The sequence below is a fragment of the Vibrio sp. 03-59-1 genome, from assembly GCF_013114135.1.
In the GTDB taxonomy this organism is placed as follows: domain Bacteria; phylum Pseudomonadota; class Gammaproteobacteria; order Enterobacterales; family Vibrionaceae; genus Vibrio; species Vibrio cortegadensis.
In genome coordinates, this window is sequence record NZ_VTYA01000004.1 from 239,062 (window position 1) to 255,013 (window position 15,952).

Annotated in this window: 3 protein-coding genes; all 3 read left to right on the forward strand. The window is 47.8% G+C overall.

The genetic code is table 11. The annotated features are described in order from the left end of the window. Nucleotides 1-56 precede the first annotated feature (56 nt). Genes F0249_RS05870 through F0249_RS05880 form a run of 3 tightly spaced genes read left to right on the forward strand, consistent with a single transcriptional unit; the run spans nt 57 to nt 15,921 of the window. The gene (locus F0249_RS05870; RefSeq protein ID WP_171756122.1) at nt 57-7,901 is read left to right on the forward strand and encodes a type I polyketide synthase; all 7,845 of its coding nucleotides are present in this window, start codon (nt 57-59) and stop codon (nt 7,899-7,901) included. After that, nucleotides 7,901-9,955, forward strand: coding sequence for a PfaB family protein (locus F0249_RS05875; RefSeq protein ID WP_171756123.1), 2,055 nt, complete (start codon nt 7,901-7,903; stop codon nt 9,953-9,955). The genes F0249_RS05870 and F0249_RS05875 overlap by 1 nt, the downstream gene beginning before the upstream one ends. Continuing rightward, nucleotides 9,952-15,921: a beta-ketoacyl synthase N-terminal-like domain-containing protein gene (locus tag F0249_RS05880; RefSeq protein WP_171756124.1), complete on the forward strand. Its 5,970-nt coding sequence runs from the start codon at nt 9,952-9,954 to the stop codon at nt 15,919-15,921. Before F0249_RS05875 ends, F0249_RS05880 begins: the two co-directional genes overlap by 4 nt. The last annotated feature ends 31 nt before the right edge of the window (nt 15,922-15,952 follow it).

A 15,952-nucleotide genomic window follows, 5' to 3' on the forward strand; every position in this document is an offset into this window, starting at 1 on the left:
AAAGCGCCGCCTCTAAATAAGACATCGCCCTCAGTGATTTCAAGTGGAGACTCATAATGAGCCAACCCGAAACAAACACCCCTGAATCAGTCGACGACACTCGACTGAATAAACGCCTTAAAGACATGCCAATTGCTATCGTTGGTATGGCAAGCATGTTTGCAAACTCTCGCTACCTAAACAAATTCTGGGATTTGATCAGCGAAAAGATTGATGCCATTACCGAAGTGCCAGAGACTCACTGGCGTCCAGAAGATTACTACGATTCAGATCGTACTGCGCCAGACAAGTCTTATTGTAAGCGCGGTGGTTTCATCCCTGAAGTGGACTTCAACCCAATGGAGTTCGGCCTTCCGCCAAACATTCTAGAACTGACTGATACGTCACAGTTGCTTTCTCTGATCGTGGCAAAAGAAGTTCTTGAAGATGCCAAGCTGCCTGAAGGCTACGATCGCGATAAGATCGGTATCACGCTAGGTGTTGGTGGCGGTCAGAAGATCGCTCAAAGCCTAAATGCCCGTCTGCAATACCCTGTTTTGAAAAAAGTATTCAAGAACAGCGGCATCAACGACGAAGACAGCGAAATGCTGATCAAAAAATTCCAAGACCAATACATCCACTGGGAAGAGAACTCATTCCCTGGTTCATTGGGTAACGTAATTTCAGGTCGTATTGCTAACCGCTTTGACCTTGGCGGCATTAACTGTGTGGTAGATGCTGCGTGTGCAGGTTCTCTAGCCGCAATGCGTATGGCTCTTAGTGAGCTGGTTGAAGGCCGCAGTGAAATGATGATCACAGGTGGTGTGTGTACTGATAACTCGCCAACCATGTACATGAGCTTCTCTAAAACGCCAGCATTTACCACTAATGAAACCATTCAACCTTTCGACATCGATTCAAAAGGCATGATGATTGGTGAAGGCATCGGTATGGTTGCTCTGAAGCGTCTTGAAGATGCAGAGCGTGACGGCGACAGAATCTACTCAGTGATTAAAGGTGTCGGTTCTTCTTCGGATGGTAAGTTCAAGAGTATTTACGCGCCTCGCCCTGAAGGACAAGCAAAAGCGCTTAAACGTGCTTACGATGATGCTGGTTTCGCACCGCACACGCTTGGCCTTTTAGAAGCGCACGGTACAGGCACTGCTGCAGGTGATGTGGCTGAATTTGGTGGCTTAAACTCGGTATTCAGTGAGAACAATGAAGAGAAGCAACACATTGCGTTAGGCTCTGTGAAATCTCAAATTGGTCACACTAAATCAACCGCGGGTACTGCAGGTTTAATCAAAGCTGCATTAGCACTGCACCACAAAGTACTGCCGCCAACGATCAACGTGTCGGCTCCGAATCCTAAGTTGGATATCGAGAACTCTCCGTTCTACCTAAACACACAAACGCGTCCTTGGATGAAACGTGTCGACGGCACACCGCGCCGTGCAGGTATCAGCTCATTTGGTTTTGGTGGTACTAACTTCCACGTTGTATTGGAAGAGTACACGCCAGAGCACGCTCGCGGTGACAAATACCGTCAGCGCCAAGTACCACAAACTCTGTTATTCAGCGCGGAATCTCGTCAAGCACTGATCAATGAGCTCAAGCAGGTTTCAACTCAAGCTGCCGATGCTGCGTTCAAACTGGAAGCGCTTGCTGAGCAACACGCTCTACGCGAAATTGACGCTAAGCATGCTCGTATTGGTTTAGTCGTGACTGACCAAGCAGACTTTCAAGCGCAACTGACTCAAGCGGTTTCTATGCTTGAGAGCCAAACCAAAACACATTGGCAGATGCCAAACGGTACTAGCTACCGTGAGTCGGCACTGATTGCTGAAAACGGCGCAGGTAAAGTAGCAGCGCTATTTGCAGGTCAAGGTTCGCAATACCTAAACATGGGTCGCGAGCTTGCATGTCACTACCCTGAGATGCGTCAACAGCTTGCTCAAGCGGATCAAGTATTTGGTCAGCACAAGAAAACGGCTCTGTCGCAAATTCTATTCCCAATTCCAACCTTCACACCAGAAGCAACCAAAGCTCAAGAAGCGGTGCTAACCAACACTGCCAACGCACAAAATGCGATTGGTACTGTGTCTATGGGTCAGTTCGACATCATGACTCAAGCTGGCTTCAAAGCCGACATGGTGGCAGGCCACAGCTTTGGTGAGCTAAGCGCGTTATGCGCATCGGGTGTTATCTCGCAAGACGATTATTACCAGCTAGCTTTCGCTCGTGGCGATGCAATGGCTGCGACACCTGAACAAGGTGACAGCGGTACTATGTTTGCGGTCATCCTAGATGCAGACAAGCTTCCAGCCGTTGAAAGCTGCATCAGCCAATTCGAAGGCGTGAGCATTGCCAACTACAACGCTCCGACTCAACTGGTTATTGCAGGTCCAACTACGACGGTTCAACAAGCAGCACAAGCGCTAACAGAACAAGGCTTCAAAGCGATTGCTCTGCCTGTTTCTGGCGCTTTCCACACACCGCTTGTTGCTCACGCTCAAAAACCATTTGCTGCTGCAATTGATAAAGCTTCATTCAGCGCTCCAACGCTGCCGCTTTACTCGAACGCAACGGGCAAACTGCACAGCAAAGACGCGAAAGCGATCAAGAAAGCGTTCAAGCAACACATGCTGCAATCGGTTCGTTTCAGCGAGCAAATTGAAGCGATGTATGAAGCCGGTGCGCGTGTATTCGTTGAGTTCGGTCCGAAGAACATTCTTCAAAAGCTGGTTGAGAAAACATTGGCTGATAAGAACGAAGAGCTTTACGCAATCAGCATCAACCCAAGCCCTAAAGGCGACAGTGACCAACAGCTTCGTTTAGCTGCAGTTCAACTGTGCGTGGCAGGTGTTTCATTAGACAACATTGACCCTTACCAAGCTGACATTGCTGAACCTGCAAAGGCATCACCAATGAACATCAAGCTGAATGCAACCAACTACATCAGCCCCGCTACTCGTAAGAAAATGGATCAATCATTGGCTTCAGGCAACGTCACCGAAAAGACTGAGATTGTTGAAGTGAAAGTTGAAGTCGAGAAAATCGTGGAAAAAGAAGTGATCAAAACAGAAATCGTTGAAGTACCTGTGGCTGCTCCTCAAGCTTCAAATGTACAACAGTCAGCTGCTTCAGCAGCAAGTGCACAAGTAGCAACAGCAACTCAGCAGCCGCAAGTGTCACAACCTGCATCGGCGACTATTCAGCCTGCAGCTCAAGTAACGGTTGATGAGTCTTCATTGCAGTCGTTCTTCAATGCTCAACAACAAGCAGCAGAAGTACATCAGCAATTCTTGGCGATTCCTCAGCAATACGGTGACACGTTCAACACCCTAATGTCTGAGCAAGCGAAAATGGCAACGGCAGGCGTAGCAATTCCTGAGAACCTGCAACGTTCTATGGAGATGTTCCACCAGCACCAAGCTGAAACGCTAAAAGCTCACGCTCATTATCTAGAAATGCAAGCGCACAGCAACAGCTCTGCACTTAATATGCTGACGCAAGGTTCAGCACAAACGGCACAACCAACCTTCGTTGCGCCAGTAAATGCTCAGCCAGCGATTCAAGCTCCAGCTACTCAAACTACTCCAGCAGCTATCGTTCAACAGCCTGTAGCTCAAGTACAAGCGACTCCTGTCCAAGCCGCACCAGTTCAAGTTCAAGCTCAGTCTGTTCAAGTTACGCCAGTACAGAAAGCTGCTCCTGCACCACAAGTAGTGGCTCAAGCAGCAACACCTGTTGCAGCTCCAGTGCCAGTTAAAGCGCAACCGGCTCCTGTAGCTGCACCAGTAGCAGTACAATCAGCCGATGCTGAAAAAGTGATGCTAGAAGTGGTCGCTGAGAAAACCGGTTACCCAACGGAAATGCTTGATCTAGAAATGGACATGGAAGCAGACCTTGGTATCGACTCAATCAAGCGCGTAGAGATCCTTGGTACCGTTCAAGACGAAATGCCAAGCCTACCTGAGCTGAACCCTGAAGATTTGGCTGAGTGTCGTACTCTTGGTGAAATCGTTACTTACATGAACAGTAAGATGCCAGCATCAGCGCCTGTGGCAGCACAGCCAAGCGCAACCGCTCCTGTTCAAGCATCTAATGGTCTTGATACGAAAGTCGTTCAACAAACCATGCTAGAAGTGGTTGCTGAAAAGACAGGTTACCCAACGGAAATGCTTGATCTAGAAATGGATATGGAAGCAGACCTTGGTATCGACTCAATCAAGCGTGTTGAGATTCTTGGTACGGTTCAAGATGAACTGCCTACTCTTCCAGAGCTAAACCCTGAAGACTTAGCTGAGTGTCGTACTCTTGGCGAAATCGTTGCTTACATGAACAGCAAGCTTCCAGCTTCTGCTCCCGTGGCTTCACAAGCAGCAGTAGTTGCTCCGGCAACAGCTAGCAATGGTCTAGATGCGGCTGTCGTTCAAAAAACCATGTTAGAAGTAGTGGCAGAGAAGACGGGCTACCCGACTGAAATGCTAGACCTAGCAATGGACATGGAAGCTGACCTTGGTATCGACTCAATCAAACGTGTTGAAATTCTAGGTACGGTTCAAGATGAACTGCCTACTCTTCCAGAGCTAAACCCTGAAGACTTAGCTGAATGTCGCACTCTAGGCGAAATCGTAGCCTACATGAACAGTAAACTTCCTGCTTCTGCTCCAGTAGCGGCTCAAGTATCTGCGCAAGCAGTATCAAACGGTTTAAACGCAGAACAAGTTCAAAGCACAATGCTGAGCGTAGTGGCTGATAAAACGGGCTACCCAACAGAAATGCTCGACCTAGCAATGGACATGGAAGCTGACCTTGGCATCGACTCAATCAAACGTGTTGAGATCCTTGGTACGGTTCAAGACCAGCTACCAACATTGCCAGAGCTGAATCCTGAAGACCTAGCTGAGTGTCGCACTCTGGGTGAAATTGTTGACTACATGAACAGCAAGTTAGCTCCTAGTTCGGAAGCAGCGGCAGTAGCTCCTGCTGTAGAAGTAGAGGCAATTGTAGAAAGCACAAGCAACGACCTAAACCCTGCTCATGTTCAGTCAACAATGATGGAAGTGGTTGCCGACAAAACAGGCTACCCAGCAGAAATGCTCGACCTCGCGATGGACATGGAAGCAGACCTTGGTATCGACTCAATCAAACGCGTTGAGATCCTAGGTACAGTTCAAGACCAGCTACCAACGCTGCCAGAACTGAACCCTGAAGACCTAGCTGAGTGTCGTACGCTTGGTGAAATCGTTACTTATATGCAAAGCAAGCTATCCGCAGCTGCACCCGTAGCGACTCCAAAAGCTGAATCAGTAACGCCTATCGCAGAAACAGCGACAGCGGAACTTCCTCCACACAATGAGGTGGCGCTAAAAAAGCTACCAGCGGCAGATAAACTCGTCGATTGTTTCTCAAAAGACGCTTGTGTCGTGATCACAGATGATGGTCACAACGCCGGTGTTCTAGCAGAAAAGTTGACCGCTAACGGCATTCAAGTTGCTGTAGTGCGTAGTGCTCTTTCTGCCGCATCACCTTTAAACAGTGAAATCGCAAGCTACACACTCAACAGCGTCGATGATGCGGGTGTGACTGCGGTTATTAACGACATCGAAGCAGACCTTAAAACGTCGAACAAAGTGATTGCTGGCTTCATTCATTTACAAGCTATCGTTGATACGAAACAAAGCAACGAGCAAGCGGTTAACTTGAATGCAGACTCAAGAGCTTCACTAACCACAGCGTTCTTATTCGCCAAGCACCTAAATGGTCAGCTGAATGCCGTTTCTGGTCGTAGCGTGTTCTTCACACTAAGCCGTATCGATGGTGGCTTTGGTTACCTAGATACTAAGCAATTAGCGAATGCAGAACTTAACCAAGCCGCTCTATCTGGTCTAACTAAGACACTGAGCCATGAATGGTCAAACGTATTCTGCCGTGCATTGGATGCTGACGCTTCTATTGATGCTCGTCACCTAGCTGAAGCTATCACTGGTGAACTGTTCGATATCGACACCAACACGGTTGAAATCGGCCTTAGCCATGCGGAAAACGGTGAATCTGGTCGTGCAACATTGATTGCGGCAACACCAGGTGCTGCACAAACTAAAAACACAGGCGCTCAACTCACCAAGAGCGACAAAGTTCTCGTGACGGGTGGCGCTAAAGGCGTGACGTTTGAATGTGCACTGACGCTTGCTAAGCAATGTAAGTCTCACTTCATTCTTGCAGGTCGTAGTAAGCATATTACTTCAGCTGAGCTACCTCAGTGGGCACAAGGCAAGCAAGAGAAAGAGCTAAAACCTGCTGCAATTGCACACCTACAAGCGACGGGTGATAAGCCAACGCCAAAGAAAGTTGATGCCTTGCTAAAACCGGTATTGAGCAGCCTTGAAATCAACGCAGCACTTGCCGCTTTCAACGAAATTGGCGCGAGCGCTGAATACCTAAGCCTAGATGTGTCGAACCATGAGTCAGTAGCAAAAACGCTGGCGAATTTCGAAGGTATCACAGGTCTTATCCACGGTGCAGGCGTACTGGCTGACAAGCATATTCAAGACAAAACGCTTGATGAACTGAACATGGTTTACGGCACGAAAGTGGGCGGACTAGAAGCGGTTCTTGGTGGTCTTGATAGCAGCAAGCTAAAACTGATTGCGATGTTCTCTTCGGCGGCAGGTTTCTACGGAAACACTGGCCAAAGTGACTACTCGATGTCTAACGAGATCCTAAACAAAGCGGCTCTACAACTATCTGCTCGTAACCCTCAAGCGAAAGTGATGAGCTTCAACTGGGGACCGTGGGACGGCGGTATGGTCAACGCGGCACTGAAACGTATGTTTACTGAACGTGGTGTATACGTAATTCCTCTTCAAGCAGGTGCAGAGCTGTTTAGTTCTCAACTACTGAACGAAACTGGCATTCAACTGCTGGTTGGTACGAGCATGCAAGGTTCTGACAACAAGGAAGCTGCTGTAAAAAAGCTTAATGCGGAGTCTGTGCATCTTGCAAAGAGTCCGCTGAATACAAGCATCACTGTGACACGTCATCTTGATCCAAAGGCATTGCCTTTCATTCAAGATCACTGCATTGCCGGTAACCCTGTGTTACCGACAGTGTGTGCCATCCAGTGGATGCGTGAAGTCGCAGAGCAACTGTTAGGTGTGAACGTTAGCGTTCACAACTATAAACTGCTTAAGGGTGTGATTTTTGATACTGATGAAGTGCAAGAGCTGAAACTGGTTCTTTCTTCTGATGCTAAATCAAAAGATCAGCTAAAAGCAGTGATCAGTTGCCAAGGGCGACCACAGTATCAAGCTCAGTTGCAAGTTGCCTCTGTGCAAGTGTCTGAAGATGTTCAACAAGCGTCAGAAAATCGCTTTGAAGCCAACACTTCAGCACCTGTAACAACGGCACAAGCTCTATACAGCGACGGCACTCTGTTTCATGGACCAAGATTGCAAGGTATTACCTCAGTTGAACGCTTTGACGACTTAGGCTTACTGGCTCAGTGCCAATTGCCTCAGATTGAAAACAGCGACTGCGGATCATTTATTCCTAAGCAAGGTTTTGGCGATAGCCAGCCATTTGCTGAAGATTATCTGTTGCAAGCAATGCTGGTTTGGGCTCGACTGAAGTACGGCGCGGCAAGTCTACCGTCTGCAATTGGTGAGTTTGTTTGTTACGCACCGATGCACAATGGTGACCAAGGTTGGCTAGAGCTGAACGTGATAAAAAGCACGGCTCGTTCGCTGCAAGCTGATATCTCGCTTTACCACCAAGATGGTCGTTTAAGCGCAGTAATGAAAGGTGCAAAAGTCACCATCAGCAAGAGCTTAAATGACGCATTTTTGCCGAAATCTAGCTCAGCAGTATCAAAGAAAGAGGCGACTAAAAACGCAGAAAAGGAGCAATTGTCATAGTGACTGTTCCTACTAATAAAGCGATGCCATTGCGCATCGCTCTTTTAGCTCAGCCAGCAAACGCGGCTGAGCTTTCTGCCGACTTATTCCCCTCGTTCCCAGAGATGATAACTGTTGTGGTTGATGGCAATTTTAATCAAGCACTTAGCCGTGCGATTGAGACTGTTAATCAAGGTACTGCTGTTAAACTCTGTTTGGATTCTCATTCACCATCATTGTTGATGTTAAGTGCGTTGAGTGCTGCTCAGAATAAGATTCACCCACACGCGAATTTAGCGGGCTTTGCCGAAACTCTCGATCTAGATAATGGAGATAGCGTTCAGCTTGCTCTAGAGATGTCACGCCGCCCCGCTTCAGATTTAAGCCATCAACAACAATACTCAACCCTATCTGCTTCGCAGCAGTTTAATGAGTTGTTGAATATGGTTAATGCGATATCGAGCCGTTCATTGCCGAGCTATTCATTACCCAGCCACTATTGGTTCACTGAGCCGAACAAAGCACGTGTTGCTGCGTTAACTTTCAGTGACGATAGCCAAAAAGCCACCAGCCTGATATTGACTCAAGCGACCGGTTTGCAAGAACCAAAACCCTTGCTATCAAGCGAGCGTTTGATGTTTGTGGTTTCAGGCAACGAACAAGCCGAGTTGGTTTCTCAGTTAATCTCGTTAAGAGAAGAGCTTAAATGCGTTAACGAAGCGGCAGACAGCAAACTTGCTATCGCCACCTTGATGCATTCAAACCTAAGCCACTTCCAAAACGCTCAACACAATGCTGATCTTGGCGCGAACATCGTAATTCAAGCGGCTTCAATTGATGCTGCACTACAAGAGATCACAGCGCTAGAAAATGCGTTGCCAAAAGTAATGGCAGACAATAGCCACTACAAAACGCCTGCGGGCAGTTGTTTCTCACCGAAGCCTCAAAGCAAAGGTGGCGTTGCATTTGTTTACCCTGGTGTTGGCACGGTTTATCCCGGCATGTTGCGCGAGTTTCACCACCATTTCCCACAGTTATTTGCTCGTTTAGAACGTGAAGGTAACTTGAAAGAGATGCTGCAGGCTGACAAAACCTACGCTGACGACTCGCAAGAAATGTCTCTTAGTGAGTTGGCCATTGCAGGTGTGGGCAGTAGTTATCTGTTAACACAACTGCTATGTGATGAATTCAAAGTGCAGCCAGACTTCGCTTTGGGTTACTCCAAGGGTGAAGCTTCCATGTGGGCCAGCTTAAATGTTTGGAAGAACCCACATGCGCTGATTGAGATGACTCAAACCAGCCCTATTTTCACCACGGCTATTTCTGGCGAACTCACCGCAGTACGTCAAGATTGGCAGCTGAACAGCGACGAAAGTATCCAATGGAATAGCTTTGTAGTTCGCAGTGATGCGCAAGCGATTGAGGCTCTGCTACCAGAGTTTCCACGTGCTTATCTCGCTATCATCCAAGGTGATACTTGCGTACTGGCCGGTTGTGAAACCACATGTCGTGCATTGCTCAAGAAACTGGGTAAACGTGGCATTGCCGCGAATCGTGTGACTGCCATGCACACCACGCCAGCGTTGAGCCAACACAGCCAAGTGCGAGAGTTTTACACGCAACCACTGTTCGACGAGTTGCCAAAGCATATCCGCTTTATCAGCGCAGCAGGTCTACCGACTGGCGCACCAATCAATATTGACAGCGATAGTATCGCCCTTTCGATTGCCGACACCTTCTGTTCAACGTTAGATTTCACCGCGCTGATCCAGAGTGCGCGTCAGCAAGGTACTCATCTGTTTGTAGAAGTAGGTGCCGATCGTCAAACCAGCACATTGATCGACAAGATCAATCGTAGCGACAACGTAGCCGACCAATACTGCACAATCGCTTCCAATGCCAAAGGCGGTGACGATATTGTCACGCTCATCAAATGCATTGGTCAGCTCATTACTCATCAAATCCCATTGTCTGTCGAGCCACTTATTCAAGGGCTAAAACAACAGATCACCACTAAGCAATTAAGTGGTGTATCTCAAGGCAGCGCAGTGAATCATCAAGGAGAGCTAGTATGAGTTCTCAATCGAAGCCATCTCAAGATCAAGCTCAGGCTCAGGCTAAGAATAAACAGCAAGTGAAGTGCAATAAGATCGCGATTGTTGGTATTGCTAACCAATACCCAGAAGCGGATACGCCAAAAGACTTTTGGCAAAACTTGCTGAATAAAAAAGATTCTCGGACCACATTAAGCGCTGAAAAGTTAGGTGCTAAACCTGAAAGCTTTCAGGGCGTGCAAGGTGAGTCAGATCGCTTTTACTGTGACAAAGGCGGCTACATCGAAAACTTCAATTTCGATAGCAATGGCTACCGATTAACAGCAGAATCGTTCAACGGTGTTGACCAGAGTTTCCTATGGGCTTTGGATACCAGTCGTAAGGCGTTAGCCGACGCAGGCATTGATCTGAATGCCGATGTTTTAGAGCGCACAGGCGTGATCATGGGTGCCCTTTCGTTCCCAACCACACGCTCAAACGACTTGTTTCTGCCGATGTATCACTCGGTGGTCGAGAAAGCACTCAAAGATAAATTGGCTAATGACCAGTTTTCACTGCTACCAACCAATGAAACCGCTCAAGACCTCAATCCGATCAATGGTGCAGCTGCACATAACGCCTCTAAATTAGTGGCTGATGCATTAGGTTTAGGCAACGTGCAACTTAGCCTAGATGCAGCATGTGCAAGCTCTGTGTATTCATTGAAGTTAGCATGTGATTACCTGAACACGGGCAAAGCCGACATGATGTTGGCGGGCGCGGTATCCGGTGCTGACCCATTCTTTATCAACATGGGTTTCTCAATCTTCCACGCTTACCCAGACCACGGTGTGTCGGTTCCGTTTGATAGCAACAGTAAAGGTCTGTTTGCTGGCGAAGGCGCTGGTGTATTAGTGCTAAAACGCTTAGCTGATGCAGAGCGTGATGGCGACAACATTTACGCAGTCGTCAGCGGTATTGGCTTGTCGAACGATGGCCGTGGTCAGTTCGTATTAAGTCCAAACAGCAAAGGGCAAGTACAAGCCTTTGAACGCGCTTATGAGGCATCGAATTTAACACCAGACAGCATCGAAGTGATTGAGTGTCACGCAACCGGCACACCATTAGGTGACAAGGTTGAGTTGACCTCAATGGAGCGATTCTTTACTGAGAAATTGAATGGTTCTAACCCGCCATTGATTGGCTCTGCAAAGTCAAACCTCGGTCACTTACTGACTGCGGCAGGTATGCCTGGGATCATGAAGATGATCTTCGCGATGAAAGAGGGCGTTCTTCCACCAAGTATTAACTTAGACAAGCCACTGTCTTCACCAGAAGGTTTATTTGGCTCACAGACGCTACCAACACAAGTGCAACCTTGGCCAAGTAAAGCGGGTAACTCAGAGCGCTGCGCGGGTGTTTCTGTATTTGGTTTCGGTGGTTGTAACGCTCACTTATTGCTTGAAGCGTATTCAGATACAGGTCATGTAACCCAGACTCTAGAGTCAGCTTCTCCAAATCTACAATCGCCTAATCTAAGCATTACTGGCCTCGCATCGCACTTCGGTTCTCTTCAAAGCATCAATGCGCTAAGCACTGCGATTGAGACCAACAACGATGCTTTCATTGCTTTGCCTAAGAAACGCTGGAAAGGCTTAGACCAACATCCAGAGCTACTGAATCAATTTGGTTTACACGGAATTCCAAACGGAGCGTACATCGACCAATTCGATCTCGATTTCCTACGTTTTAAAGTGCCGCCAAACGAAGATGACCGTTTGATCTCTCAGCAGTTGCTACTGATGAAAGTTGCAGACGAAGCCATCAAAGATGCCAAGCTTGTAGCAGGCCAAAAGGTTGCAGTACTCGTTGCGATGGAAACAGAGCTTGAGATGCACCAATTCCGTGGACGCGTAAACCTGCATAGCCAACTGGCTGACAGCTTTGCCAACATGGGTATTGAGCTAACACAAGACGAATACCAATCGCTAGAAACCATCGCGATGGACAGTGTGATGGACGCAGCCAAGCTGAACCAATACACCAGTTTCATCGGCAATATCATGGCTTCGCGTATCTCTTCATTATGGGACTTTAACGGCCCAGCGTTTACGATTTCAGCCGCTGAGCAGTCGGTTGCTCGCTGTATCGATGTCGCGCAAAACCTAATGTCGCAAGAATCCATGGACGCCGTCGTTATTGCAGCCGTTGACCTTAGTGGCAGTGCAGAACATGTGATTCTGAAGAACAGCGTGAGCCCAGTGTCGCTTGCTCCAAAATTCGGACAGACGCAAGACGGCAGTTGGAATGTGGGCGAAGGCGCAGGTGCGATTGTTCTTGTTGAAGAAAACCGGGTAGCGAGCAACCAAGATACGGCTTACGGCAGCATCAACGCATTGGCCTTTGGTTCAAGCGAGTATAGCAACGCCGTTTCTGATGAATTACTGACTCAAGTTGGTATGAGCTCGAATGATGTTTCTCTGCTTGAGCTTAACCATGCATCAGAGTCTTTGTCACAAGAGCAAACACCTATCAATCTAGGAAGCAGCACTAAGACAATTCAAGCGAGTCAACGTGTTGGTCACTGCTCTGCAGCGTCTGGGATGGCAAGCCTGCTACACGGCCTGCTCAACCTGAACCTTGCAGCTCTGAATCCAAATATCAGCACTAAGAACGCGATTGTTGCCAACATCAGCGAAGGACAATGTTCACAGCTGTTACTAAGCCAATCGAATGTTGAATCTCAGTCACTGTCCGTTCGTTTAAGTAGTGAACTGGCAAGTGATGCTAAACGTCAATTGGTTAAACAAGTGACCCTAGGTGGTCGCGATATTTTTCAACACATCGCAGAGACACCAATCGCTAACCTAGCGCACATTCAACAGAAAGCTTCTGGTAAACAAGCGGCAGGAGTGGTGTCAATTCCAACGACTGCAAGCATTCAAGCAGCTCTTGCACAAAAAGAGTTAGAGAAGAAAGCATTAGCGCAAAACGCGGTAGAGCCAGTCATCCAAACTCCTACATCAGTATCCCCTACTCTGGCGCCAACTCGCCACAGTCAGCTAACAGGTAACCACAGCAATATGACTCATGTCCTATCCGCTAAAAATGGCGTATCGAATATCGACGCTAATACGGATGCAGCATCACAGCCGTCTGTAACACCATACAACCAAGCTTTTGCTCAAAATCAGCAAGCAGCTCAGCAAGTACACAAAGCATTCCTGCACACACGTGCCCAAGGCATGCAGATGGCTGATGCGCTATTAAAAGCACAGCTAAACGCAATTACGTCTGGTTTAGATAGCTCAGCCGAAACATTAGCTCAGCCTGTTCAAGCTCAATCAACTCAGGTTCAGTCAACACCAGTTAACGCACTTGCGACGCCAGCACCAGTAAAACCTATCCGTAAGCCATGTATCTGGGATTACGATGATCTGGTTGAATACGCGGAAGGTGATATTGCGAATGTATTTGGCCCTGACTACGCGATCATTGATAGCTACTCGCGTCGCGTTCGCTTACCAACCACCGACTACCTATTGGTATCTCGTGTAACCAAGCTCAACGCGACAGTGAACGAGTACAAGCCAAGCACAATGACTACCGAATACGACATCCCAGTTGATGCACCGTATCTTGTTGATGGTCAGATCCCTTGGGCTGTTGCAGTTGAATCTGGTCAGTGTGACCTAATGCTGATCAGCTACTTAGGTATCGATTTTGAAAACAAAGGTGAGCGTGTTTATCGCCTACTTGATTGCACGCTGACCTTCCTTGGCGACTTGCCTCGTGGTGGCGATACACTGCGTTACGACATCTCAATCAACAACTTTGCTCGCAATGGCGACACGCTGCTGTTCTTCTTCTCGTACGAATGTTTCGTTGGCGACAAGATGATCCTGAAAATGGATAACGGCTGTGCGGGCTTCTTCACTGATGAAGAGCTAGCAGATGGCAAAGGTGTGATTCACACTGAAGATGAAATCAAGGCTCGTAAGCTTGCAACTAAGCAACGCTTCGACCCTATGTTGCACTGCCCTAAAACGCAGTTTAACCACCAAGAATTGCGTCATCTACTGACAGCCAACATTGCAGAGTGTTTTGGTCCAACTCACCAATCCAATAGCCACCAGCCTTCTTTATGCTTCAGCTCAGAGAAGTTCATGATGATCGAAAAGGTTAGCCGCGTTGAACCACAAGGCGGCACATGGGGTCTTGGTCTGATTGAAGGTCACAAGCAGTTAGAGCCTGAACATTGGTACTTCCCTTGTCACTTCAAAGATGACTCTGTAATGGCAGGTTCATTAATGGCAGAAGGTTGTGGTCAACTGCTTCAATTCTTCATGATGCACCTTGGCATGCATACGCTTGTTCAAAACGGTCGTTTCCAACCACTAGAAAACGCGCCTCAACAAGTACGTTGTCGTGGTCAAGTTCTACCGCAATCGGCTGAACTGACTTACCGCATGGAAGTGACTGAAATTGGCGTAAGCCCTCGCCCATACGCGAAAGCCAACATCGACATTTTGCTTAACGGTAAAGTGATTGTTGATTTCCAAAACTTGGGTGTGATGATCAAAGAAGACGGCGAATGTACTCGTTACCTGCCTTCTTTAGAAACAGCTGTCGCAACTCCGGTTATCGAAAGCTTGGACCATAAAAGCTTGGGCCATACACCAGCAGTGAACCAACAGGCTTCAGCGAATGCACCATTGATGGCGCAAATTGAAGACCTAGCAACTGCGCCAAATAAAGGCGTAATTCCTCTTCAACACGTTGAAGCACCGGTAACTCCTGATTACCCGAACCGCACACCCGATACGGTTCCATTCACGCCTTATCACATGTTCGAATTCGCGACTGGTGATATCGAAAAATGTTTCGGTCCTGATTTCTCTATCTACCGTGGGATGATTCCACCGCGTACTCCGTGTGGCGACCTACAGCTAACCACTCGTGTCGTTGAAATTGATGGCAAGCGTGGCGACTTCAAGAAGCCTTCATCATGTATCGCAGAGTACGAAGTGCCAGAAAATGCATGGTACTTTGATGAAAACAACCACCAGACCCTAATGCCTTACTCAGTATTGATGGAGATTTCACTGCAACCAAACGGCTTTATCTCTGGCTACATGGGTACAACACTGGGCTTCCCAGGTGAAGAACTGTTTTTCCGCAACCTAGATGGCAGCGGCAAAATGCTGCGTAATGTCGACTTACGTGGCAAAACGATCACCAACGATTCTCGTCTGCTTTCAACCGTTATGATGGGCACCAACATCGTACAGAGCTTCAGCTTTGAACTGAGCACTGACGGCGTGCCTTTCTACCAAGGTACCGCGGTATTTGGTTACTTTAAAGGCGCAGCACTGAAAGACCAACTTGGTTTGGACAACGGTAAAGTAACTCACCCTTGGCACGTTGATAACAACCGTACACCGGATGTAAACATCAACCTACTAGACAAAACGACGCGTTACTTCAATGCACCTGTTTCTGCTACGGGTGAAGTACAAGAGCACTACCAACTGGCTGGCGGTCGTTTGAACTTTATCGATACCGTGCAGATCACCAGCGATGGTGGTAAAGACGGTCTGGGTTACCTTTACGCTGAGCGTACAATTGACCCAAGCGATTGGTTCTTCCAGTTCCACTTCCATCAAGATCCGGTAATGCCAGGTTCTCTAGGTGTCGAAGCGATCATCGAACTGATGCAAACCTACGCTCTAAATAAAGATCTTGGTGCCGGCTTCCGCAATCCTAAGTTTGGTCAAATCCAATCTGAAGTGAAATGGAAATACCGTGGTCAGATTAACCCTCTGAACAAACAGATGTCACTGGATGTACACATCACTGCGATTAAAGATGAAGACGGTAAACGCATCATCGTTGGTGACGCAAACCTGAGCAAAGATGGTCTGCGTATTTACGAAGTGAAAGACATCGCGATTTGCATCGAAGAAGCTCCTGTTATCGATAAAGCCCCTGATATCAAGAAAGCATAAGCCGCTATTAGAGACAGAGAACTAGGAAAGA